This is a genomic window from Streptomyces deserti (genome assembly GCF_054782695.1).
Genome location: NZ_BAAGRZ010000002.1, coordinates 402,706 through 426,410, shown reverse-complemented (window position 1 = coordinate 426,410; position 23,705 = coordinate 402,706). Strand labels below are relative to the sequence as shown.

19 protein-coding genes are annotated in these 23,705 nt (G+C 71.7%); 16 read left to right on the top strand and 3 right to left on the bottom strand.

What is annotated here, in order from left to right; all coding sequences use genetic code 11:
- Together ACYVMZ_RS08220 and ACYVMZ_RS08215 are read right to left on the bottom strand one after the other, a co-directional pair.
- The coding region (locus ACYVMZ_RS08220) for an IS630 family transposase (RefSeq protein WP_461077085.1) at positions 1 to 738 on the bottom strand (738 nt) is incomplete at its 3' end.
- A gap of 132 nt (positions 739 to 870) precedes the next feature.
- Positions 871 to 1,302 carry a PaaI family thioesterase gene (locus ACYVMZ_RS08215; RefSeq protein WP_461077083.1) on the bottom strand — a complete coding sequence of 144 codons (432 nt, stop codon included), beginning with the start codon at positions 1,300 to 1,302 and terminating at the stop codon, positions 871 to 873.
- A 251-nt stretch (positions 1,303 to 1,553) separates the two neighbouring features.
- Between ACYVMZ_RS08215 and ACYVMZ_RS08210 the strand changes: the two genes are divergently transcribed.
- The 16 genes from ACYVMZ_RS08210 (at position 1,554) to ACYVMZ_RS08135 (ending at position 22,832) form a co-directional block, all read left to right on the top strand.
- A complete protein-coding gene (locus tag ACYVMZ_RS08210) occupies positions 1,554 to 2,735 on the top strand; it encodes an ROK family transcriptional regulator (RefSeq protein ID WP_461077081.1) in 1,182 nt (393 codons plus the stop codon).
- Positions 2,736 to 2,859: 124 nt separating this feature from the next.
- Positions 2,860 to 4,377 (top strand): sugar ABC transporter ATP-binding protein, encoded by a 1,518-nt coding sequence (locus ACYVMZ_RS08205; RefSeq protein ID WP_461077079.1) that lies wholly within the window; start codon positions 2,860 to 2,862, stop codon positions 4,375 to 4,377.
- Positions 4,374 to 5,393, top strand: a complete 1,020-nt coding sequence (locus ACYVMZ_RS08200; protein ID WP_461077077.1) for an ABC transporter permease — start codon at positions 4,374 to 4,376, stop codon at positions 5,391 to 5,393. Before ACYVMZ_RS08205 ends, ACYVMZ_RS08200 begins: the two co-directional genes overlap by 4 nt.
- A 17-nt stretch (positions 5,394 to 5,410) precedes the next feature.
- Complete coding sequence (locus tag ACYVMZ_RS08195) at positions 5,411 to 6,460, top strand: substrate-binding domain-containing protein (RefSeq protein WP_461077075.1); 1,050 nt, start codon at positions 5,411 to 5,413, stop codon at positions 6,458 to 6,460.
- A gap of 748 nt (positions 6,461 to 7,208) precedes the next feature.
- Complete coding sequence (locus ACYVMZ_RS08190) at positions 7,209 to 8,357, top strand: Gfo/Idh/MocA family protein (RefSeq protein WP_461077128.1); 1,149 nt, start codon at positions 7,209 to 7,211, stop codon at positions 8,355 to 8,357.
- Between the two features lie 14 nt (positions 8,358 to 8,371).
- Complete coding sequence (locus ACYVMZ_RS08185) at positions 8,372 to 9,370, top strand: sugar phosphate isomerase/epimerase family protein (protein ID WP_461077073.1); 999 nt, start codon at positions 8,372 to 8,374, stop codon at positions 9,368 to 9,370.
- Positions 9,371 to 9,453: 83 nt separating this feature from the next.
- Positions 9,454 to 11,970, top strand: coding sequence for a PQQ-dependent sugar dehydrogenase (locus ACYVMZ_RS08180; protein WP_461077071.1), 2,517 nt, complete (start codon positions 9,454 to 9,456; stop codon positions 11,968 to 11,970).
- Positions 11,971 to 11,981: 11 nt separating this feature from the next.
- Positions 11,982 to 13,319 carry a ThuA domain-containing protein gene (locus ACYVMZ_RS08175; RefSeq protein WP_461077069.1) on the top strand — a complete coding sequence of 446 codons (1,338 nt, stop codon included), beginning with the start codon at positions 11,982 to 11,984 and terminating at the stop codon, positions 13,317 to 13,319.
- A gap of 83 nt (positions 13,320 to 13,402) precedes the next feature.
- A complete protein-coding gene (locus tag ACYVMZ_RS08170) occupies positions 13,403 to 14,755 on the top strand; it encodes an inositol-3-phosphate synthase (RefSeq protein ID WP_461077067.1) in 1,353 nt (450 codons plus the stop codon).
- Positions 14,752 to 15,759 carry an SCO3242 family prenyltransferase gene (locus tag ACYVMZ_RS08165; RefSeq protein WP_461077065.1) on the top strand — a complete coding sequence of 336 codons (1,008 nt, stop codon included), beginning with the start codon at positions 14,752 to 14,754 and terminating at the stop codon, positions 15,757 to 15,759. Before ACYVMZ_RS08170 ends, ACYVMZ_RS08165 begins: the two co-directional genes overlap by 4 nt.
- A gap of 569 nt (positions 15,760 to 16,328) precedes the next feature.
- The gene (locus tag ACYVMZ_RS08160; RefSeq protein ID WP_461077126.1) at positions 16,329 to 17,396 is read left to right on the top strand and encodes a sugar phosphate isomerase/epimerase family protein; all 1,068 of its coding nucleotides are present in this window, start codon (positions 16,329 to 16,331) and stop codon (positions 17,394 to 17,396) included.
- Positions 17,393 to 18,166, top strand: coding sequence for an EboA domain-containing protein (locus tag ACYVMZ_RS08155; protein ID WP_461077063.1), 774 nt, complete (start codon positions 17,393 to 17,395; stop codon positions 18,164 to 18,166). The genes ACYVMZ_RS08160 and ACYVMZ_RS08155 overlap by 4 nt, the downstream gene beginning before the upstream one ends.
- A complete protein-coding gene (locus tag ACYVMZ_RS08150; protein ID WP_461077061.1) occupies positions 18,166 to 19,059 on the top strand; it encodes a TatD family hydrolase in 894 nt (297 codons plus the stop codon). The genes ACYVMZ_RS08155 and ACYVMZ_RS08150 overlap by 1 nt, the downstream gene beginning before the upstream one ends.
- Positions 19,060 to 19,062: 3 nt before the next feature.
- Positions 19,063 to 20,232, top strand: coding sequence for a metabolite traffic protein EboE (eboE, locus tag ACYVMZ_RS08145; protein WP_461077059.1), 1,170 nt, complete (start codon positions 19,063 to 19,065; stop codon positions 20,230 to 20,232).
- Complete coding sequence (locus tag ACYVMZ_RS08140; RefSeq protein ID WP_461077057.1) at positions 20,229 to 21,626, top strand: alkaline phosphatase family protein; 1,398 nt, start codon at positions 20,229 to 20,231, stop codon at positions 21,624 to 21,626. The genes eboE and ACYVMZ_RS08140 overlap by 4 nt, the downstream gene beginning before the upstream one ends.
- Before the next feature lie 129 nt (positions 21,627 to 21,755).
- On the top strand, positions 21,756 to 22,832 hold the full coding sequence (locus ACYVMZ_RS08135; RefSeq protein WP_461077055.1) for a sugar phosphate isomerase/epimerase family protein: 1,077 nt from the start codon (positions 21,756 to 21,758) through the stop codon (positions 22,830 to 22,832).
- Between the two features lie 422 nt (positions 22,833 to 23,254).
- Here ACYVMZ_RS08135 and ACYVMZ_RS08130 read toward each other — a convergent pair whose 3' ends face one another.
- Positions 23,255 to 23,689, bottom strand: coding sequence for a VOC family protein (locus ACYVMZ_RS08130; protein WP_461077053.1), 435 nt, complete (start codon positions 23,687 to 23,689; stop codon positions 23,255 to 23,257).
- Between the last annotated feature and the right edge of the window lie 16 nt (positions 23,690 to 23,705).

The following is a 23,705-nucleotide window of genomic DNA, read 5'->3' as shown; positions in this document are numbered from 1 at the left end:
GATCTCGTCGAGGAAGTCGCGGAAGTCGACCGCCCGGTGCTGTGCGGACAGTTTTCCGATCACCTTGCCGGTGGCGGTGTTCAGGGCGGCGAACAGGTCGATGGTGCCGTGCCGGACGTAGTCGAAACTGCGCCGCTCGGGCGTGCCCGGGACCATCGGCAGCACCGGAGCGGTCCGCTCAAGGGCCTGGATCTGCGGTTTCTCGTCCACCGCGAAGACCGCCGCGTTCGCCGGCGGAGCCAGGTAGAGCCCGACCACGTCGCGGATCTTGTCGATCAGCAAGGGGTCCGGAGAGATCTTGAAGTCCTCGGTCCGCCAGGGCTGGAGGCCGAAGGCCCGCCAGATCCGCAGCACGCTCGTCGGTGAGATCCCCACCCGCCGGGCCAGCTCCCGCTTCGACCAGTGCGTCGCACCCCCCGGGGTCTCTTCCAGGGTGCGCACCACCACCACCTCCTCCACCTGGGCGTCGGTGATGGTGCGTGGCACCCCCGGGCGCGGCTCGTCGGACAGTCCGTCGAGCCGGTTCCGCAGGAATCTCGTCCGCCACCGGGCCACGGTCCCGCGGTCGGTGTCCAGCCGCGCGGCCACGGCGGTACTGCTCAGACCCCGGGCACACATCAGCACGATCCGCGCTCGTTTCGCCAGGCCCTGAGCAGTCGTCCGGCGTTTCGCCCAGCCCTGCAACGTCAGCTGCTCGGCCTCGGATAACACCAGCGGTTCCAGCCTGTTGTCCCCCATACCGTCAGCACACCGAAGAACAGCAGCCTGTCACCAGCACAGCCATGATCTGAAACAGAACACAGCTCACGTGCCGAAGCGAGACATCAAGACCGGCTCACTAGGGGGCCCACCCCGCCTCTGCCGGGCCGCTCACCCGGCGGTCAGGACGGCCTGCGTCTGCGTCGTCTGCCCCACCAGTGCTCCGGTGTCGTCGTACAGGTCCGTGCGGACCGCGACGAAGGAGCGGCCCACATGGACCGGCCGCGCCTCGGCATGAACGGCACCGGACCGCACGGCGCGGAAGAAGCTGGTCTTGGACTCCACCGTCGACGTCGTCGCGCCCGCCGGCAGGTTCAGGAAGGCGCACACCGCGCCGGCCGTGTCGGCGAGCGTCATCAGCGCCCCGCCGTGCAACACGCCGCCCACCGTGCACAGTCGCGCAGCCCACGGCAGGACCGCCCTGACGAGGGCGGCGTCGGCCTCCCGCAGAGCGATGCCCAGGTCCGCGGCGAAGGGTACGGCGCTCAACAGGGCGTCGGGGCCGGGAATGTCGGGGCCGGGGGCGTCGGGTGTGGCGGTCATGCCGGGCCTTTCGCAGAGGGGCAGCAGCGGACACCACCCTGCCCGCCGCGTCCACGGCCGTCGATGACCCGCGAGGTAAGGCGCACGCCGACAGCTTTGTCCTGTGAGTGGAGAAAGTTGGAAGCAATTCGTGCGTGACTTCTTCCCAGCCCCAGCGGCCGCTGCTACGTTCCCTCCGAAAGCAAGCCACGGATGTGGCCGGAAACCGGCGCGCACAGGCCGATTGAGGCGGGGAGGGGCACGTGAGACGCATGACGGCACGACCTGCCAACGCCCACCAGGCCCGACTCCTCAAGCTGTTGCGCGACGGCGGCCCCAACTCCCGTGCCCAGCTGGGCGACCGGATCGACCTGTCACGGTCCAAGCTGGCCGTGGAGGTGGACCGGCTGCTGGAGACGGGGCTGGTGGTGGCCGACGGACTCGCCGCCTCGCGCGGCGGCCGCCGCTCCCACAACATCCGGCTCAACCCGCAGCTGCGGTTCCTCGGCGTCGACATCGGCGCGACCTCCGTCGACGTCGCCGTCACCAACGCCGAACTGGAGATCCTCGGGCACATCAACCAGCCCATGGACGTACGCGAGGGCCCGGTCGCGGTCTTCGAACAAGTCCTGTCCATGGCCGCCAAGTTGAAGGCCTCGGGGCTCGCGGAGGGCTTCGACGGCGCCGGCATCGGCGTCCCGGGCCCGGTCCGCTTCCCCGAGGGCATCCCGGTGGCTCCGCCGATCATGCCGGGCTGGGACGGCTTCCCCGTACGGGAGGCGCTCAGCCAGGACCTCGGCTGCCCGGTGATGGTCGACAACGACGTGAACCTGATGGCGCTGGGGGAGCAGCACGCGGGCGTCGCCCGCACCGTCGCCGACTTCCTCTGCGTCAAGATCGGCACCGGCATCGGCTGCGGCATCGTCGTCGGCGGTCACGTCTACCGCGGTACGACGGGCAGCGCCGGCGACATCGGGCACATCCAGGCCGTGCCCGACGGCCACCCGTGCGCCTGCGGCAACCGGGGCTGTCTGGAGGCCCACTTCAGCGGGGCGGCCCTCGCCCGGGACGCGACGGAGGCCGCCCAGCAGGGCCTGTCCGCCGAACTCGCCGCACGGCTGGAGACCAACGGCGGCCTCAGCGCCGTCGACGTCGCCGCCGCGGCCGCCGCCGGTGACGCGACCGCACTCGACCTGATCCGCGAGGGCGGCAACCGCACCGGCCAGGTCATCGCCGGCCTGGTCAGCTTCTTCAACCCCGGCCTGGTGGTGATCGGCGGCGGGGTGACCGGCCTCGGCCACACCCTGCTCGCCGCGATCCGCACCCAGGTCTACCGCCAGTCGCTGCCGCTCGCGACCGGCAACCTGCCCATCGTCCTGGGTGAGCTGGGCCCCACCGCCGGAGTCATCGGCGCGGCCCGCCTCATCAGCGACCACCTGTTCTCACCCGCGTAAGCCTTCACCAGTACGGCTCCAGTACGGCCCGTCAGCACCACGCCCTGCTCTGCCCTGCCCTGCCCTGAACACGTCTGCCCGACAGCGCCCTGACACCGGCCCGCGCCCGCCGAGGGGAATCCGCATGGCACCACAACCACCGCTGCTCAGCATGTCCGGAATCACCAAGTCGTTCCCCGGAGTCCGGGCCCTCGACGGCGTCGACCTCGACGTCCAGGCCGGCGAGGTGCACTGCCTGCTCGGCCAGAACGGCGCCGGCAAATCCACCCTCATCAAGGTCCTGGCCGGCGCCCACCAGCCCGACACCGGCACCATCCACTGGCGCGGCGAGCAGGTCACGCTCCGCTCGCCGATCGCCGCCATGCGCCTGGGCATCGCCACCATCTACCAGGAACTCGACCTGGTCGAGCACCTGTCGGTGGCCGAGAACGTCCACCTCGGCCACGAACCCACGGCGGCCGGCTTCGTCGTACGGGGCAAGGCCGCGCGGGCATCAACAGCCGCCCTGCTCACGCGACTCGGGCACCCCGAGATCGACCCGGCGCGGCTCGTCGGCGAACTGTCCGCGGCCAAGCAGCAGATCGTGTCGATGGCCCGGGCGCTCTCCCACGACGTACGGCTCATCGTGATGGACGAACCGTCCGCCGCCCTCGACCCGGACGAGGTCGACAACCTCTTCCGCATCGTCGGCGACCTCACCGCCGACGGCGTCGCCGTCGTCTACATCTCGCACCGTCTGGAGGAGATCCGCCGCATCGGCGACCGGGTGACCGTGCTGAAGGACGGCCGGGCCGTCGCCGGCGGGTTGCCGGCGAAGACGACGCCGACCCGCGAGGTGGTCGCGCTGATGACCGGACGCAACGTCGAGTACGTCTTCCCGGACCGGCCCGCCTCCGTCCCCGGCGGCACGCCCGTCCTGGAGATCAAGGGGCTTGCCCGGGAGGGGGAGTTCGAGCCCTTCGACCTTCAGGTGCGGCCCGGGGAGATCGTCGGCCTCGCCGGGCTCGTCGGCTCCGGCCGCTCCGAGATCCTGGAGACCGTATACGGTGCGCGGAAGCCGACATCCGGCCAGGTGCTCGTCGACGGGCGCCCGCTGAAGCCCGGCAGCGTACGCGCCGCCGTCCGCGCCGGCCTCGGCCTCGCCCCCGAGGAACGCAAGGCGCAGGCCCTGCTGATGCTGGAGTCCGTCACCCGCAACGTGTCGGTCTCCGGCCTGTCCCGCTTCTCCCGCGGCGGCTGGATCGACCGGGGCGCCGAGTTCGGCGCGGCCCGGGCGGCGACCCGCGAGCTGTCGCTTCGGCCCGACAACCCGTCCGTGCCGGTGCGCACCCTGTCCGGCGGCAACCAGCAGAAGGCCGTCCTGGCGCGCTGGCTGCTGCGCGGCTGCCGTGTCCTGCTGCTCGACGAACCCACGCGCGGGGTCGACGTCGGCGCCCGCGCCGAACTGTATGCAGTCGTCCGTCGACTGGCGAATGAAGGCCTCGCCGTGCTCCTCGTCTCCAGTGAGGTGCCCGAGGTGCTCGGCCTCGCCGACCGCGTCCTGGTGCTGCGCGAAGGCCGCGTCGTCCACACGGCCCCCGCCCGCGAACTCGACGAACACCGCGTACTCGACCTCGTCATGGAAGGAAGCCCGGCGTCATGACGCAGCCCGTCTCCCCGCCGCGGAGCAGCACCGACAAGGTGCCGTCGGCCGACCAACCGCCCGCCTGGCGCGGCCTGGTGGCCCGCGCCGACGTTCGCACCCTGTCCCTGCTCGGCGTGCTCGCCGTCCTGGTCCTCATCGGCGGCATCACCAAGCCCGACGAGTTCCTCGACACCCGCAACCTCCAACTCGTCCTCACCCAGGCCTCCGTGATCGGTGTCGTCACCGTCGGCATGACCTTCGTCATCACCTCCGGCGGCATCGACCTGTCCGTCGGCGCGATCGTCGCCCTCGCCTCGGTGTGGGCGACCACCGTCGCCACCCAGGAATACGGCTTCGGCGGCATCCTCTTCGCCTCGGTCGCCGTCGGCCTCGGCTGCGGCCTGGTCAACGGGCTGCTCATCGCGTACGGCGGGATGGTCCCGTTCATCGCCACCCTCGCCATGCTGGCCTCCGCCCGCGGCCTCGCCCTGCAGATCACCGACGGCAAAACGCAGATCGTCACCGTCGACGGCGTACTGGATCTCGGCGAACGCGACGCGTATGTACTCGGTATACCGCCGCTGGTCCTCGTCTTCGCCGTCGTCACGGTCATCGGCTGGCTGGTGCTCAACCGCACCACGTTCGGCCGCCGTACCGTCGCCGTGGGCGGCAATGCCGAGGCGGCCCGGCTCGCCGGCATCGACGTACGCCGCCAGCGGCTCTACCTCTACCTGCTGTCCGGGCTGTGCTGCGGCATCGCCGCCTTCCTGCTGATCGTCCTGTCCGGCTCCGGCCAGAACACCAACGGCAACCTCTACGAACTCGACGCCATCGCCGCCGCGATCATCGGCGGCACGCTGCTCAGCGGGGGCCGCGGCACCATCACCGGCTCCGTGCTCGGCGTCCTGATCTTCACCACGATCACCAACATCTTCGCCCTGAACAACCTGCAGAGCGACGTCCAGCAGATCGCCAAGGGCGCGATCATCGTCGCCGCCGTGCTGGTCCAGCGCCGTACCGCAAGCACGACCTGAGGAAAGGGTTCACCACCATGTCGCACCTCACCAGTCGCAGAGGACTGCTCTTCGGGACCGCCGCCGTGTCCGCCGGTGCCCTCCTCGCAGGTTGCACGAGTAACGAGCCCAGTGACTCCGGCAATGACGAGCCCGCCGCGAACGACCAGCCCGCCGCCGACGACAAGCCCGGCAAGCAGGTCACCATCGGCTTCGCCGGCCCGCAGGCCGACCACGGCTGGCTCAACGCCATCAACGACAACGCCAAGAAGCGCGCTGAGAAGTACGCGGACGTCACGCTGGAGATCACCGAGGGCTCCAACGACACCGCCCAGCAGATCGGTCAGATCGAGACCCTCATCAACAAGAAGGTCGACGTGCTGGTGGTGCTGCCCGCCGACGGCAAGGCGCTCACCCAGGTCGGGCTCAAGGCGATGCGCGCGGGCATCCCGGTCGTCAACCTCGACCGGATCTTCAACACCCCGCAGGCCTACCGGTGCTGGATCGGCGGCGACAACTACGGCATGGGCCTCAGCGCCGGGCACTACATCGGCGAGAAGCTCAAAGGGAAGTCGAACGCCCGTGTCATCGAGCTCGCCGGCCTCGACAACCTGGAGCTGACCAAGCAGCGCACCCAGGGCTTCGACGACGCCCTGAAGAACTACCCGAACATCAGGAAGGTGGCCCGTCAGGCCGCCGAGTTCACCGTCGAGTCCGGGCAGGCGAAGATGGCCCAACTCCTGCAGGCCCAGTCGAAGTTCGACGCGCTGTGGAACCACGACGACGACCAGGGCGTGGGCGCACTGCGCGCCATCGAGCAGGCCGGACGCGACGACTTCCTGATGGTCGGCGGAGCCGGGGCGCTCTCCGCGTTCCAGGCGATCAAGCGCGACGACGGCGTCCTGAAGGCGACGGTCCTGTACCCGCCGACCATGGCCGCCTCCGCGATCGACCTCGCCCGCGCCCTCGGCCAGGGCAAGGGCGTCGGCGGGCTCGCCGAGTACGAGATCCCGGCCTCGATCACGCTCTACTCGGCCGTCGTCGACAAGACCAACGTCGACCAGTACATGTCCACCGGCTTCAAGTGAGGCGCCTCGCACCACAGGCCTGACCGGACCAGCGAGGTCGGGCCTCCACCCCCCACCGCGCCACGACGACGAGGAGGACACTCCCATGGGACAGCCGCAGCAGCCCGACGGGGCCGAGGCGGAGGCAGGACCCGGCGGGCCGGCTGCCGGCACCGGGTCGGCCGTCGGTGCCGGATCGCCCGCCGACAGCGGGATCGGCAGCGGGCTCGGGGCTCGGGTGCAGGACGGGCCCGGGGCAGGGCCTCGTATCGCAGCCGGAGCCGGAGCCGGGGCCGGGGCCAGGACCGGTGCAGGTGCCGGGGCCGGGACCGTTGACGGGGCTCGGGCCGGGAGCGGCGTTGTGGCCGTGTCCGGGGCCGTGTCCGGGGCCGTGTCCGGGGCAGGAGGCCGCACCGTTGCCGGGGCAGAGGCGCAGACCGCCGGTGGGGCAGCGGCTCGGTCCGTGTCCGGGGCCGGAGCACAGGCCGTGCTCGGCGCCGAGGCCGGGCCCGGTGCCGAGACGGGGCCCGGCCCCCAGACCACGCCCGATGCGGAGGCTCAGGCCGGTGCCGAGACCGGGGCGGGTGCCGAGTTCGGGCCCGGTGCCCCGGCCGCAGGTCCCGGCGTCCAGGCCACTGCCGTCACCGGGACGCACACCGGCCCGGTCGCTACGGCCCCCGCCCCGCGCCCGGACGCCACCGTGACCGAGCACGAACCCGCCGACCGCACCCCCCGCCCCGGAACCGCCAGGCCACCGCTGCGCGTCGGCATGGTCGGCTACGCCTTCATGGGCGCCGCCCACTCCCAGGGCTGGCGCACGGCCGGCCGTGTCTTCGACCTGCCGCTGAACCCCGAACTCGCGGTGATCTGCGGCCGGGACGCCGACGCCGTGCGCGCGGCGGCCGACCGGCACGGCTGGGCCGCCGCCGAGACCGACTGGCGAGCCCTGGTCGAACGGGACGACATCGACCTCGTCGACATCTGCACTCCCGGCGACAGCCACGCCGAGATCGCCCTGGCCGCCCTCGCCGCCGGCAAGCACGTCCTGTGCGAGAAGCCCCTCGCCAACACCGTGGCGGAGGCCGAGGCTATGACGCGGGCGGCCGAAGAGGCGTACGTACGAGGGCAGTTGGCGATGGTCGGCTTCAACTACCGCCGGGTGCCCGCCACCGCCCTGGCCCGCCGCATGGTCGCCGAGGGCCGTCTGGGCCGGCTGCGGCACGTGCGAGTGACGTACCTTCAGGACTGGCTGGTCGACCCGGAGTTCCCGCTGACCTGGCGGTTGCGGAAGGAACAGGCCGGCTCGGGCTCGCTCGGCGACCTGGGCGCGCATATCGTCGACCTCGCGCAGTATCTGGTCGGCGATCAGCTGGCGGGCGTCTCCGCGCTCACCGAGACCTTCGTCCGCGAGCGGCCCCTGCCCACCGGCCCCACCAGCGGCCTGTCCGCCGTCACCGCCACCGGCACCGGCCAGGTCACCGTGGACGACGCCGCTCTGTTCACCGGCCGGTTCGCCTCCGGCGCCCTCGCCTCCTTCGAGGCCACCCGGTACGCCACCGGCCGCAAGAACGCCCTGCGCATCGAGCTCAACGGCGAGCGCGGCTCGCTCGCCTTCGACCTGGAACGGCTCAACGAGCTGTCGTACCACGACGGTACGGAGCCCGGCGTGCACGCCGGTTTCCGCCGCATCCTCGTCACCGAACCCGACCACCCCTACCTGGACGCCTGGTGGCCGCCGGGCCACGGCCTCGGCTACGAGCACACCTTCGTCCACCAGGCCCGCGACCTGGTCCACGCCATCGCCGAGGGCCGCAGGCCCGAACCCTCCTTCGCCGACGGGCTGCAGGTGCAGCGCGTGCTCGCGGCGGTGGAGGAGAGCGCCGAGAAGAACTCCGTCTACACGCCGATAGTGCTCTGAGGAGGCAGATCCGGATGCCGCGCACCTTCACGCTGTTCACCGGTCAGTGGGCGGACCTGCCCCTGGAGGAGGTCTGCCGCCTGGCCCGCGACTTCGGCTACGACGGCCTCGAACTGGCCTGCTGGGGCGACCACTTCGAGGTCGACAAGGCCCTCGCCGACCCCTCGTACGTCGACTCCCGGCACCAACTCCTCGACAAGTACGGCCTGAAGTGCTGGGCGATCTCCAACCACCTGGTCGGCCAGGCCGTCTGCGACGCGATCATCGACGAGCGCCACCAGGCGATCCTGCCCGCCCGCATCTGGGGCGACGGGGACGCGGAGGGTGTACGGCAGCGCGCCGCCGCCGAGATGGCCGACACCGCACGCGCCGCGGCCCGCTTCGGCGTCGACACCGTCATCGGGTTCACCGGCTCCGCCATCTGGCATCTGGTCGCCATGTTCCCGCCGGCGCCCGAGTCGATGATCGAGCGCGGCTACGAGGACTTCGCCGAGCGCTGGAACCCCATCCTGGACGTCTTCGACGCCGAGGGCGTGCGATTCGCGCACGAGGTCCACCCCAGTGAGATCGCCTACGACTACTGGACGACCGTACGCACACTGGATGCGGTCGACCGTCGACCGGCCTTCGGACTCAACTTCGACCCCTCCCACTTCGTGTGGCAGGACCTCGACCCGGTCGGCTTTCTGTGGGACTTCCGCGACCGGATCTACCACGTCGACTGCAAGGAGGCCCGCAAGCGCCTCGACGGACGCAACGGCCGCCTCGGCTCCCACCTGCCCTGGGGCGACCCGCGGCGCGGCTGGGACTTCGTCTCCGCCGGGCACGGCGACGTCCCCTGGGAGGACGTCTTCCGGATGCTGCGCTCCATCGACTACCAGGGCCCCGTCTCCGTCGAGTGGGAGGACGCCGGCATGGACCGGCTCCAGGGCGCACCCGAGGCCCTGACCCGCCTCAAGGCCTACGACTTCGAGCCGCCGTCGGCCTCCTTCGACGCGGCGTTCGGCAACTGAGCCTCACGTGAACTCTCCGGGATGACGGCGCATCCCGGCGTACGCACCCGCCCGTACAACCGGCCCCATCGATGGAGGCATTCGTGCACGGGAACGACCGCACCACCAGCACCGACAGAACCGAGACCCACACACGACGCCCGTCCCCGCGGCGTCCCTCCTTCCGCAAGGCGGTGGCCCTGTTCACCGGGGCGCTGCTGGCGGGCGCCTCCCTGACCCTCGCCGCACCGCAGGCCGGCGCAGCCGTCGCCGACGGGGAGGCGGTCGCGGCCGAGGACTTCCAGCAGGTCACCCTCGCCAAGGGGGAGGCGGAGGTCGGCGAGCCCATGTCGCTCGCCGTCCTCCCGGACCGCTCCGTCCTGCACACCTCCCGCGACGGCGAGCTGCGCCTCACCGACGCCGCGGGCAACACGAAGCTCGTGGGCAAGCTCGACGTCTACTCCCACGACGAGGAGGGGCTCCAAGGCATCGGCGTCGACCCGAACTTCACAGAGAACCGTTTCATCTACCTCTACTACGCGCCGAAGCTGAACACCCCGGTGGGCGACGCGCCCGAGACCGGCACCGCGGCCGACTTCGCCCCGTTCGACGGCGTCAACCGGCTCTCCCGCTTCGTACTGAAGGCCGACGGCACCCTGGACGCCGCCAGCGAGAAGAAGATCCTCGACGTCCCGGCCTCCCGCGGCCTGTGCTGCCACGTCGGCGGGGACATCGACTTCGACGCGGCCGGCAACCTGTACCTGTCGACGGGCGACGACACCAACCCGTTCCAGTCGGACGGCTTCACCCCCATCGACGAGCGCGCCAACCGCAACCCCGCCTTCGACGCCCAGCGTTCCTCCGGCAACACCAACGACCTGCGCGGCAAGATCCTGCGCATCAAGGTGAACGCCGACGGCTCGTACACCATCCCCGAGGGCAACCTCTTCCCGCCCGGCACGGACAAGACGCGACCCGAGATCTACGCGATGGGCTTCCGCAACCCGTTCCGCTTCAGCGTCGACCAGGAGACCGGGATCCTGTATGTCGGCGACTACGGACCGGATGCAGGCGCCGCCGACCCGGCGCGCGGCCCGGCCGGCCAGGTCGAGTTCGCCCGCGTCACCGGCCCCGGCAACTACGGATGGCCGTACTGCACCGGCGACAACGACGCGTACATCGACTACGACTTCGCCACCGGCACCTCCGGCGCGGCCTTCGACTGCGCCGCGCCGAAGAACACCTCGCCGAACAACACCGGCCTGACCGACCTGCCCCCGGCCCAGCCCGCCTGGATCCCGTACGACGGCGGCTCGGTGCCCGAGTTCGGCAGCGGCGCGGAATCCCCGATGGGCGGCCCGGTCTACCGCTACGACGCCTCGCTCGACTCGCCGGTGAAGTTCCCCGAGGCGTACGACGGGGACTTCTTCGCCGGGGAGTTCGGACGGCGCTGGATCAAGCGGATCGTCAGCGACGGCAGCGGCACCGTGCAGTCCATCAACGACTTCCCGTGGACCGGCACCCAGATCATGGACATGGCCTTCGGCCCCGACGGGGCGCTGTACGTCCTGGACTACGGCACCGCCTGGTTCGGCGGCGACGACAACTCGGCCCTGTACCGCATCGAGAACGCCACCGACGGCCACTCGCCCGTTGCCCAGGCCACGGCCAACCGCACATCCGGTCAGGCGCCGCTGAGGGTGCAGTTCTCGTCCGAGGGGACGAGCGACCAGGACGGTGATGCGCTGACGTACAGCTGGGATTTCGGCGACGGTAGGCAGTCGACCGCGGCCGACCCGACGCACACCTACCGCAAGAACGGCACGTACACGGCGACACTGACCGCCAAGGACCCCTCCGGCCGCACCGGCAGCGCGAGCGTGCAGATCGTCGTCGGCAACACCGCGCCCAAGGTCGTCCTGGAGACACCGAAGGACGGGCAGCTCTTCAGCTTCGGTGACGCGATCCCCTTCAAGGTGAAGGTCACCGACCCGGAGGACGGCCAGGCGATCGACTGCGCGAAGGTGAAGGTCACCTTCATCCTCGGCCACGACACCCACGGCCACCCGCTCACCTCCGCGAACGGCTGCACCGGCACCCTCCAGACCAGCGCCGACGGCGGCCACGACGAGGACGCCAACATCTTCGGGGTCATCGACGCCGAGTACACCGACGGCGGAGGCGGCGGCCAGGCCCCGCTGACCACGCACGACCAGAACGTCGCCCAGCCCAGGCACCGCCAGGCCGAGCACTTCGGCAACGGCTCCGGCGTCTCGGTGATCACCAAGGGCACCGCGCACGGCGGCAGGACCGTCGGTGACATCCACAACGGCGACTGGATCTCCTTCACGCCGTACCTGCTCAGCAACGCAAAGAAGATCACGGCACGCGTCTCGTCCGGCGGCACCGGCGGCACCCTCGAGATCCGCGCCGGCTCGTCCACGGGCACCCTGCTCGGCAAGGCGACCGTGCCGGTGACGGGCGGCTGGGAGAACTTCCAGGACGTAAGCGCTGACCTGTCGCGTGCACCGCGCGGTACGACCACGCTCTACCTGGTCTTCAAGGGCAGCGGTTCCGGAGCCCTGTACGACGTGGACGACTTCACCTTCACGACGGACTGAGGGAGGCTGCCATGCGATCGACCAGCCGACTGACCACGGCAGCCGTGGGCGCGGCCCTGCTGCTGGGCTGCGTCTCGGGACCCGCATCCTCGCAGGCCGAGGACGACGGGAAGCGGGTGCTGGTCTTCTCCAAGACGGCCGGCTTCCGGCACGACTCCATCCCCGACGGCGTCGCCGCCGTGAAGCAGCTCGGCACGACGGGCGGCTTCACGGTCGACGCGACCGGGGACGCGGGCGCGTTCACACCGTCCAACCTGCGGCGGTACGACGCGGTCGTGTTCCTGTCGACGACGGGCGACGTACTGAATACCGCACAGCAGACCGCCTTCGAGGGCTACATCCGCCGGGGCGGCGGCTACGTCGGCATCCACGCCGCCGCCGACACCGAGTACGACTGGGCGTTCTACGGCGGCCTCGCCGGCGCCTACTTCCAGTCGCACCCGGCGATCCAGCCCGCGACGGTGCAGGTCGAGGACCACGCGCACCCGGCGACCTCGGGCCTGCCGCGGGCATGGAACCGCACGGACGAGTGGTACAACTACCGCTCCAATCCGCGCGAGAGGGCCCACGTCCTCGCCTCCCTCGACGAGTCGTCGTACACCGGCGGCACCATGCACGGCGACCACCCGATCGCCTGGTGCCAGACTTACCAGGGCGGCCGCGCCTTCTACACCGGCGGCGGCCACACGAAGGAGTCCTACGCCGAACCGGCGTTCCGGGAGCATCTGCTCGGCGGGATCCGGTATGCGATCGGCGATGTACAGGCCGACTGCCGACCGGAGAACGGATACCGTCCGCTCTTCGACGGCACCTCCGCCTCGCTGGAGGCCTGGCGGCAGGCCGGCCCGGGCTCCTTCACCCTGTCCGACGACGGCACCCTGACGTCGACCGGCGGGATGGGCCTGCTCTGGTACGCCGCTGCGGGCTTCTCGTCGTACTCCCTGAAGCTCGACTGGAAGATGGCCGGCGACGACAACTCGGGCGTGTTCGTGGGCTTCCCGCCCTCCGACGACCCGTGGTCGGCGGTCGGCCACGGCTATGAGATCCAGATCGACGCCACGGACGTACCCGAGAAGACCACGGGGTCCGTCTACGGCTTCCGCTCCGCCGACCTGAAGAAGCGCGACCGTGCGCTGAACCCGCCGGGGGAGTGGAACACGTACGAGATCCGCGTGGAGGGCGAACGCCTGCGCGTCTGGCTCAACGGCGTGAAGATCAACGATTTCACCAACACCGATCCGGCCCGGAGCCTCACGGACGGACACATCGGCATCCAGAACCACGGAGCCGGCGACCAGGTGTCCTTCCGCGACATCCGGATCAAGGAACTGCCCGACCAGGGCAACTGAGCGGCGACGGGCGGGGGACGCCGGACTCCCGCCCGTCGTCTTGACCTCCCCGCTGGGGTCCGCGTTCGACAAGGAGGCTGCGCATGTCCGCGTCCCGTTCTGGTTCCCGTGTGGGGGTGTGGCTGATCGGAGCGCGCGGCTCCGTCGCCACCACCGTGATGGCGGGCTGCGCCGCCGTGACCGCGGGCCTGCATCCGCCGACGGGCCTGGTGACCGAGACGCCCGCGTTCGCGGACAGCGGCCTGCCGGCGCTGTCGTCGCTGGTCTTCGGCGGGCACGACACGATCGACTGCCCCCTGCCCAAACGGGCGGAAGCCCTGGCGGCCGGCGGCGTGCTGCTGCCGGGCCTCCCCTCCGCCGTGACGGCCGAACTGGCCGCCGCCGACCGGGAGATCAGACCCGGCGGCCCGGCCGCGGGCGACACCTGCACCGCGGAGAACCTGATCGCCGCCTTCACCGCGGACCTACGGAACTTCGTACGACGCCACGGTCTGGCACGAGCGGTGGTCGTCAACGTGGCCTCCACCGAGCCCGCGGCAACGGGCGGCGACGCCCTGCCGCCGAGCTCCCTGTACGCGGCGGCGGCCCTGCGCGCCGGCTGCCCGTACGTCAACTTCACCCCGTCGACCGGCCTGCACCACCCCGCGCTGGCCCCGCTGGCCGAGTCGTCCGGCCTGCCGTACGCGGGCCGCGACGGCAAGACCGGCCAGACACTGCTGCGCTCGGTCCTGGGCCCGATGTTCGCCCAGCGGGCGCTGACCGTGCGGGCCTGGTCCGGAACGAACCTGCTGGGCGGCGGCGACGGTGCGGCCCTGGCCGACCCGGCCGCCGCCGCGGCGAAGAACGCGGGCAAGGAGAGGGTGCTGGCCGACACCCTCGGCGTTGTTCCCGAGGGCGAGGTCCACATCGACGACGTCCCCGCGCTCGGCGACTGGAAGACCGCCTGGGACCACATCGCCTTCGACGGCTTCCTCGGCACCCGCATGATCCTCCAGACCATCTGGCAGGGCTGCGACTCGGCGCTCGCGGCCCCCTTGGTCCTCGACCTGGCCCGCCTGACCGCCCGCGCCCACGAACTCGGCCTCTCCGGCCCCCTCGGTGACCTCGGCTTCTACTTCAAGGACCCGGTGGGGGACGCACCTTCGGGGCTCGCCGAGCAGTACGCGGCGCTGCTGGGGTTCGCGCGGAGGCTGCGCGGAGCCGGGGCGGGGGAGCGGCCTACGGGGGCGGCCGGGCGGGGCGATGCGCCGGGGAAGCGGGAGGGGGGTTCTGCTGGGCCGGGTGATGGTCCAGGGGAGCCGACGGAAGGTCCTGCTGTGCGGGGCGCTGGAGGCCAAGAGGAGCTGGTCGTTGCGGATGAGCGGGGCGATGAGGCGGGGATGCCGTCGGCAACGGGGGTTGGTCGCTGGACCGAGGGGCCGGGGGAACGGCAGTGAGCCGGGGTGAGCGGGCGGAGCGGACGTCCGAGAGCCGGAGCCGCGGGCGTGCCTGGGCCGAACTGCTGCGCCTGCCCGCCCTGTTCACCGTCCCCGGCGATGCGCTGGCCGGCGCCGCCGCGATGGGCGCACGGCCCGACGGCCGTACCCTGCTCGCCATCGGCTCCTCCCTCTGCCTGTACGAGGCCGGAATGGCCCTCAACGACTGGGCGGACCGCGAGGAGGACGCCACCGATCGCCCGCACCGACCCCTCCCGTCCGGCCGCATCCGACCGGCCACCGCCCTCACGGCGGCCTGCGCCCTGACCGGAGCCGGGCTGGCCCTGGCCACCCGCGCCGGCCGCCCCGCTCTCGCCGTCGCCGCACCCCTCGCGGCCACGGTCTGGGCGTACGACCTCACCCTGAAGCACACGCCCGCCGGCCCCGTGGCGATGGCGGCGGCCCGCGGACTGGACCTGCTCCTGGGAGCCGCGGCCACTACCGGTCGCACCCGCGTGGCCCTGCCCTCCGCAGCACTCCTGGGCACCCACACCCTCGCCGTGACGAGCGTGTCCCGCCAGGAGGCCCGGGGCGGCTCACCTCTTGTCCCTCTGGCAGCTCTCGCCACGACCGGTCTGCTGACCCGCCTCATGACCCACCGCCCCTCGCGCCCCCCGGCGACCGGTCAACGGAAAGTGGCTGCCGACGACTTGTCTGGAACCCGCTCGCACCCGGCCGCCCCACGCTCCACCGAGCGCGGGCGGCCGCAGCTGGAACAGGCCACCGCCGGCCTCGCCACCGCCCTCGGCGCCGTCTACGCCGCGACCGCCGCCCGCCCCTATTTCCACGCCACCCTCAACCCCTCACCACCCCTCACCCAACGAGCCGTCGGCGCCGGCATCCGCGCGACGATCCCCCTCCAGGCCGCCCTCACCGCCCGCGCCGGCGCCGTGGCCACCGCCCTGTCGGTCGCGGCCCTCGCCCCGATCGGGCGGAGATTCGCGAGAAAGGTGAGCATCACATGAGCAGCGGAGCACGGCGCGACGTGCGGGCTGGAGCGGAGCGGAACCGGAACGGGGACCGTGCGAGCACCGGGGCCCAGCGGGATCGGGTGGGCATCGGGTCTCAGCGGGCTCAGGTGGGCACCGGGCCCCAGTGGGACCGTGCGAGCGCCGGGTCCCAGCGGGATCGGGTGGGCACCGGGGCCCAGCCGGATCAGGTGAGCAGCGGGCCCCAGTGGGACCGCACGAGCGCTGGGCCTCAGCACGATCACGTCAGCACCGGAGCCGAGCGGGATCGCACGAGCGCCGGGGCCCAGCGGGATCAGGTGAGCAGCGGGCCCCAGTGGGACTGCACGAGCACCGGGCCTCAGCACGATCATGTCAGCACCGGAGCCGAGCGGGACCGCGCGAACACCGGGCCCCAGCACGGTCACGTGACCGCTGGAGCCCTGCCTGATCCCGTGCGGACCAGCCCGCCGCGGGACCGCACGAGCACCGGTCCCGAGCCTGATCGCGTGACGGCTGGACCCCTGCCTGATCCCGTGCGGCCTGGCCCCCGGCAAGGCCGCACGAGCGCCCGAGCCGGGCGCGCCATCGACCCTGCGACGACAACCCTTTGCTCCACCCGCCCCGGCCACGCCCCGGCCCTCCGCATCGGCTACGGAACCAACGGCCTCGCCGACCTCCGTCTCGACGACGCCCTCGCCCTGCTCGCCGACCTCGGTTACGACGGTGTCGGCCTGACGCTCGATCACATGCACCTCGACCCGCTCGCCCCCGGCCTCGCCGCCCGTACCCGGCGGGTCGCGCACCGCCTGCATGCGCTCGGACTGGGCGTCACCGTGGAGACGGGTGCCCGTTACGTGCTCGATCCCCGTCGCAAGCACGGCCCCTCCCTGCTGGACCCGGACCCGGACGACCGCGCCCGCCGCGTCGACCTCCTCACCAGGGCCGTCCAGGTCGCCGCCGACCTCGGAGCCCACGCCGTGCACTGTTTCAGCGGCACCGTCCCGGCAGGGACGGACGAGGACACGGCGTGGAAACGCCTCGCCGAGACGCTCACCCCCGTCCTGGACGCCGCCACCACCGCCGGTATCCCGGTCGCCGTGGAACCGGAACCGGGCCACCTCCTCGCCACCCTCGCCGGCTTCCACCGCCTGCGCCGCACGCTAGGCGACCCCGACGCCCTCGGCCTCACCCTCGACATCGGGCACTGCCAATGCCTCGAACCCCTCCCGCCCGCCGACTGCGTACGCGCCGCCGCTCCCTGGCTGCGCCACGTACAGATCGAGGACATGCGCCGCGGCATCCACGAACACCTCCCGTTCGGCGACGGGGAGATCGACTTCCCGCCCGTCCTCATGGCTCTCGCCGAAACCGGCTACCAGGGCCTGACCGTCGTCGAACTTCCCCGCCACTCCCACGCGGGCCCTCACTTCGCCGAACGCTCCCTCCGGTTCCTCCGCCGTGCCGCCGGGGCGGCGGCCACCCCATCACCGGACGGGGACGGCGCCCCGCGGTACGCCGCTGCTGTCGCCGCCACCAGGCCATCTGAACCCGACGCCCCACCTCCCGAAGCTCCCTCCGCCCCCACGACGTCCCACACCGCCCCACCCCACGGGGATCCCTCCGCCACCCCCGAAGGGAGCACCACCCCATGACACACCACACGACGCACCACCCCGAGACGCACTGCCTCGACCTCACCGCGGCGGCACCCACCACGAGCGGCCCGGGCCCCCGGCACACGGCGGAAGCCCACGACACCACCCTCGCTCTCACGCCACCGGAAGAACTGCGCCGTCACCTCACCACGCACCTCGGCGGAGCCACCCGCGCCTGGCTCGACCAGGCCCTCGACGAGGCCGCCGCCCATCCCGGTATCCACGGCCCCATCACCGTGTGGGAGCTGCGCCTCGCCGAGGCCGGCCGCCGCTGCGGTCCCGCGCACGCCGACGCCGCCCGCGTCCTCATCCTGCACGCGGCCCGCGCCGACGCCGACGCCCTGGCCCGGGTCTACTTCCAGGGCACCGCCGACGAGCGCCGCGCCGTCCTGCACGCCCTGCCGGACCTGGTGCCCGGCCCCGAGTCCCTTCCGCTTGTCGAGGACGCCCTGCGCACCAACGACACCCGGCTCCTCGCCGCCGCCGTCGGCCCGTACGCCGCCCGGCACCTCGCCCCGCACCACTGGCGCCACGCCGTACTGAAGTGCCTGTTCACCGGCGTCTCGGTCGAGCACGTGGCGGACCTGGCCCGGCGCGCCCAGGGGGACAGCGAACTCGCCCGCATGCTCGGCGACTACGCCGCCGAACGCACCGCCGCGGGCCGCCCCGTCCCCGAGGACCTGAACCGCGTCCTGGCCCTGACCGGGACGGAGCCCCCGGCGACCCCGTCGCACCGCTCGGACGACCCCCACGGCAAGGAGTCCTGATGCGCATCTTCGACCCCCACATCCACATGACGTCCAGGACCACCGACGACTACGAGGCCATGTACGCCGCGGGCGTCCGCGCCGTGGTCGAGCCCTCCTTCTGGCTCGGCCAGCCCCGCACCTCGCCCGCCTCCTTCCTCGACTACTTCGACTCCCTCCTCGGCTGGGAGCCCTTCCGCGCCGCCCAGTACGGCATCGCCCACCACTGCACGCTCGCCCTCAACCCCAAGGAGGCCAACGACCCGCGCTGCGTCCCCGTCCTGGACGAACTGCCCAGGTATCTCGTCAAGGACCACGTGGTGGCCGTCGGCGAGATCGGCTACGACTCCATGACCCCCGCCGAGGACACCGCGCTGGCCGCCCAGCTCCAGCTCGCCGCCGACCACGGCCTGCCCGCACTCGTGCACACCCCGCACCGCGACAAGCTCGCAGGCCTGCGCCGCACCCTCGACGTCGTCCGCGAGTGCGCACTGCCCCCGGAGCGCGTCCTGGTCGACCACCTCAACGAGACCACCGTCAAGGAGGCCAAGGACAGCGGCTGCTGGCTGGGCTTCTCCGTCTATCCGGACACCAAGATGGACGCGGAGCGGATGGTCGCGATCCTGCGCGCCTACGGGCCCGAGCAGGTCCTGGTGAACTCCGCCGCCGACTGGGGCAGGAGCGACCCCCTCAAGACCCGCGAGGTCGGCGACCTGATGCTTGCCGAGGGCTTCAGCGAGGACGACGTCGACCGGGTGCTGTGGCGCAACCCCGTCGCCTTCTACGGACTCAGCGGCCGGCTGAATCTCGACGTCACGGCCACCGCGGCCACCCACGAGGGCAACTCCGTCCTCCGCGGCGCGCCGAGAGACGACGGGCACGAGCCGGTCGGTGTTCCGGCCGCGGAGGCGTGAGCCATGCGCTTCCGCCACCCCGACGGCTCCACCGTCCACCTCGCCTACTGCACCAACGTCCACCCGGCCGAAACCCTCGACGGCGTCCTCGCCCAGCTCCGCGACCACTGCGAGCCCGTCCGCCGCCGCCTGGGCCGCGACCGCCTCGGTATCGGGCTGTGGCTCGCCCGCGCCGCCGCCCACGCCCTGGTCACCGACCCGTCCGCCCTGCGCGGCCTGCGCTGCGAACTCGACCGCCGCGGCCTGGAAGTCATCACCCTCAACGGCTTCCCCTACGAGGGCTTCGGCGCCGAAGAGGTCAAGTACCGCGTCTACAAGCCGGACTGGGCCGACCCCGAACGCCTCGACCACACCACCGCGCTGGCCCGCGTCCTGGCCGCTCTGCTCCCGGACGACGTCACCGACGGCAGCATCTCCACCCTGCCGCTCGCCTGGCGCACGGCCTACGACAAGGAGCGCGCCACCACCGCCCGCACCGCCCTGCTCAGCCTCGCCGAACGCCTCGACGCCCTTGAGGACCTCACCGGCCGCTCCATCCGCGTCGGCCTGGAACCCGAACCCGGCTGCGTCGTCGAGACGACCCGCGACGCCCTCGCCCCGCTGTCGTCGATCGCCCACGACCGCATCGGCATCTGCGTCGACACCTGCCACCTCGCCACCTCCTTCGAAGATCCACACGCTGCCCTGGACGCGCTCGACGAGGCCCGCGTCCCCGTCGTGAAGTCCCAGCTCTCGGCGGCCCTGCACGCCGAGCACCCGCATCTGCCCGAGGTCCGCGCCGCCCTCGCCGCCTTCGCCGAACCCCGTTTCCTGCACCAGACCCGCGCCGCCACCGCCGCCGGACTGCGCGGCACGGACGACCTCGACGAGGCACTGCGGGGCGACGTCCTGCCCGACTCCTCGCCCTGGCGCGCCCACTTCCACGTCCCGCTGCACGCGGCCCCCGCCGCGCCCCTCACCTCCACGCTCCCGGTCCTGAAAGCCGCCCTGACCCGGCTCGTCGGCGGACCACACCCACTCACCCGCCACCTTGAGGTCGAGACCTACACCTGGCAGGCCCTCCCGCCCGAGCTGCGGCCCCGCGCCCGCGCCCAGCTCGCCGACGGCATCTCCGCCGAACTCACCCTCGCCCGCGACCTGCTGACGGACCTCGGCCTGAAGGAACTGCCATGAGCCACCACCCCTCCGACGCGTCCCCCACCCCGCTCCTCGTCCTCGACGTCGTAGGCCTCACCCCCCATCTCCTCGACCACATGCCCCACCTCAAGGCCCTCGCCCAGTCCGGTTCCCGCGCCCCGCTGGGCACGGTCCTGCCCGCCGTCACCTGCGCCGCCCAGTCCACCTTCCTCACCGGCACCCTCCCCTCGGAGCACGGCATCGTCGGCAATGGCTGGTACTTCCGCGAACTCGGCGACGTCCTGCTGTGGCGCCAGCACAACGGACTCGTCGCCGGGGACAAGCTCTGGGACGCCGCCCGCCGCGCGCACCCCGGCTACACGGTCGCCAACATCTGCTGGTGGTACGCCATGGGCGCCGACACCGACATCACCGTCACCCCCCGCCCGATCTACTACGCCGACGGCCGCAAGGAACCCGACTGCTACACCCGGCCCGCGGCCCTGCACGACGAACTCACCGAGACATTCGGCACGTTCCCCCTGTTCCACTTCTGGGGTCCGGGAGCGGACCTCGTCTCCACTCGGTGGATCATCGACGCGACCCGCCACATCATCCGCACCCGGCACCCTGATCTGGCGCTCTGCTACCTCCCCCATCTCGACTACGACCTGCAGCGCTTCGGCCCCGACGACCCGCGCTCCCTGAAAGCGGCCACCGACCTGGACGCCGCCATGGCACCGCTCCTGGACGACGCCCGCGCGGAGGGCCGTACCGTCGTAGCGCTGTCCGAGTACGGCATCACCCGCGTGAGCCGGCCGGTCGACATCAACCGCGCGCTGCGCCGCGCCGGCCTGCTGGACGTGCACACACAGGACGGCATGGAGTACCTCGATCCGATGGCGTCGCGCGCCTTCGCGGTCGCCGACCACCAGATCGCTCACGTCTACGTCCGCCGCCCCGAGGACCTCGACGCCACCCGGGCCGCCCTCGACGGCCTGCCCGGCATCGGGCAACTCCTCGACGACGAGGGCAAGAAGACCCACCACCTCGACCATCCGCGGGCCGGCGAACTCGTCGCCGTAGCAGAGCCGGACGCCTGGTTCACGTACTACTACTGGCTCGACGACGCCCGCGCGCCCGACTTCGCACGGCTCGTCGACATCCACCGCAAACCCGGCTACGACCCGGCCGAACTCTTCATGGATCCCCTCGACCCCTACGTCAGGGTCAAAGCGGCGGCCGCACTGGCGCGCAAGAAACTGGGCCTGCGCTACCGCATGGCGGTCGTGCCTCTGGATCCCTCACCTATTCGCGGCAGCCACGGCCGCCTTCCCACGAGCGACGACGACGGTCCGCTCCTCATCTGCTCCACCCCCCGCGCTGTCGGTGACCGCATAGCGGCCATCGACGTGAAGTCACTCCTGCTCCACCTCGCCGGACTCGGCTGACCGAACGGTCACGACCGCACGGACCGGCCCGCACGAGCACGACCGGTCTTACCGGCCAGTCCCTTCCGACTGGTCACAAGTGAAGCACTCACCACTGACAACGCCGTCCCACACCGAGGAGTTCCAGGCATGAGCCGCATGTCCCAGCCCGACCCCGAACTGACCCACCGCCTCACCAGACGAGGCATGCTCGGCGTGGCCGCCGGCGCCACCGCCGCCGCGCTGCTCGGCGCCGCAGCGGCCCCCGCGACCGCCGCCACCGGCACCGCGTCCACCAACGGCACCGAGTCCACCACCGGGACCGCCTCCGGCGCCGCGGGCCGCGGCCGCCCCGTCCTGCCGCCCGGCCGGCTCGGCATCCAGCTGTACAGCCTGCGCGACAAGGTCTCCACGCTCGGCTTCGCCCCCGTCTTCGCCGAACTGGAAAAGTACGGCTACGACGAGGTCGAGTTCGCCGGATACACCCAGGGCTCGGCGGGCCCCATCACCCTCGCCCAGCTCAGGCGGCTGGCGCGCAACCACGGCCTGAACCCGATCGGCAGCCACGTCGGCTACTACTCCAGCAACCCGGACGCCTACACCTTCGCGCAGAACCTCACCAAGGTCCTCGACGACGCCGAGGCCCTCGGCCTCAAGCACATCGGCACGGCCGCGGGCCCGTTCCGCTACGGCTCCACCGTCGACGCGTGGAAGCGCGCCGCCGAGGACTTCAACACCTACGGCGCGGCGGCGAAGGCGCGCGGCATGAAGTTCTACCAGCACAACCACTCCGAGGAGTTCTCCTTCGCCAGCGACAACCCCAAGGTCCGCCTCTACGACGTCCTGCTCGCCGAGACCGACCCCGACCTCGTCCACTTCGAGATGGACATCTACTGGGCGTACGTGGGCCAGTTCCGCTTCTCCAAGCGGCCGGACGGCACACCCGCGCCGTTCGAGCCCCTCGACTACGTCCTCAAGCAGCCGCACCGCTACCCGCTCTTCCACGTGAAGGACGGCGCCAGCGACCCGTCGAACCCGTACGGATACCGCATGGTCGACGTCGGCGACGGCGACATCGACTACCAGCGCTTCATCTCTGCCGTGACCCGGCTGCGCGGCCACCGCCTCGCCCACCACTGGCAGGCCGAGCACGACAACCCCACCGAGTCCTTCACGTTCGCGCGCCGCTCCAGCGCGCACCTGCACTCCCTCCGGGAGAAGTGCTGACGCCGCTGGCACGGCCTGACGTCCCTTTGCACGACTGACGCCCGTCGCGCACGGACTGAGCTCGCCGTTTGACGTTCCGGTCCGCAGGCGACTGGAACTTGGTCGCTCACCTGGGCGTTCGCCGGACAAGCGGGCGGCCCCGGCTTGATCCTGTGCTCCCACCAAGGAACGCACGTGATCAGACCGGGGCCGTGGACATGAGTGTGCTGCAACAACCAGAGAAGCGTGAGGTGTTGGGGTGCTCGCGACGCCGTCACGCTTCCGGACGGAGTTCTACGAGTGCCGGAGCGGACGCCACGATGCCCTGTTCGAGCTGACCGACGCCTTGCTCTGCACGGACGGCCCGGTCAAGACACTGGTGACGGGACCCTTTAAGAGAGGCCCAAGGGAGACGGCTCCCACCTCGCTGGCCCGGAGGATGCTCAGTCGAGACAGAACTCGTTGCCCTCGATGTCCTGCATCACGATGCACGACTCATTGTGGTCATCGGCAAGCAGCAGTCGCACGCGTGTCGCGCCGAGCGCGACCAGTCGTGCGCACTCGGCTTCGAGTGTGGCGAGGCGCTCTTCACCCACGAGCCCGGTGCCGACCCTTACGTCGAGATGCACCCGGTTCTTGACGACCTTGCCTTCGGGAACGCGCTGAAAGAACAGTCGCGGGCCCACACCGGAGGGATCACTGCAGGCGAACGCCGAGCCCTGCCGCTCAGGCGGCAGAGAGCGATCGAAATCGTCCCACGTAGCGAACCCCTCCGGTGGCGGCGGTACGACGTACCCCAACACCTCGCACCAAAAGCGAGCGACGCGCTCAGGTTCTGCGCAGTCGAAGGTGACTTGGAACTGCTTGATCGATGACACAGGCGCACCATAACAG

Excerpts from the sequence above, each read along its gene's own strand:
- ACYVMZ_RS08215 (WP_461077083.1), bottom strand. The coding sequence starts at position 1,302 with ATGACCGCCACACCCGACGCCCCCGGCCCCGACATTCCCGGCCCCGAC.
- ACYVMZ_RS08210 (WP_461077081.1), top strand. The coding sequence starts at position 1,554 with ATGACGGCACGACCTGCCAACGCCCACCAGGCCCGACTCCTCAAGCTG.
- ACYVMZ_RS08205 (WP_461077079.1), top strand. The coding sequence starts at position 2,860 with ATGGCACCACAACCACCGCTGCTCAGCATGTCCGGAATCACCAAGTCG.
- ACYVMZ_RS08200 (WP_461077077.1), top strand. The coding sequence starts at position 4,374 with ATGACGCAGCCCGTCTCCCCGCCGCGGAGCAGCACCGACAAGGTGCCG.
- ACYVMZ_RS08195 (WP_461077075.1), top strand. The coding sequence starts at position 5,411 with ATGTCGCACCTCACCAGTCGCAGAGGACTGCTCTTCGGGACCGCCGCC.
- ACYVMZ_RS08190 (WP_461077128.1), top strand. The coding sequence starts at position 7,209 with ATGGTCGGCTACGCCTTCATGGGCGCCGCCCACTCCCAGGGCTGGCGC.
- ACYVMZ_RS08185 (WP_461077073.1), top strand. The coding sequence starts at position 8,372 with ATGCCGCGCACCTTCACGCTGTTCACCGGTCAGTGGGCGGACCTGCCC.
- ACYVMZ_RS08175 (WP_461077069.1), top strand. The coding sequence starts at position 11,982 with ATGCGATCGACCAGCCGACTGACCACGGCAGCCGTGGGCGCGGCCCTG.
- ACYVMZ_RS08170 (WP_461077067.1), top strand. The coding sequence starts at position 13,403 with ATGTCCGCGTCCCGTTCTGGTTCCCGTGTGGGGGTGTGGCTGATCGGA.
- ACYVMZ_RS08155 (WP_461077063.1), top strand. The coding sequence starts at position 17,393 with ATGACACACCACACGACGCACCACCCCGAGACGCACTGCCTCGACCTC.
- ACYVMZ_RS08150 (WP_461077061.1), top strand. The coding sequence starts at position 18,166 with ATGCGCATCTTCGACCCCCACATCCACATGACGTCCAGGACCACCGAC.
- eboE (WP_461077059.1), top strand. The coding sequence starts at position 19,063 with ATGCGCTTCCGCCACCCCGACGGCTCCACCGTCCACCTCGCCTACTGC.
- ACYVMZ_RS08140 (WP_461077057.1), top strand. The coding sequence starts at position 20,229 with ATGAGCCACCACCCCTCCGACGCGTCCCCCACCCCGCTCCTCGTCCTC.
- ACYVMZ_RS08135 (WP_461077055.1), top strand. The coding sequence starts at position 21,756 with ATGAGCCGCATGTCCCAGCCCGACCCCGAACTGACCCACCGCCTCACC.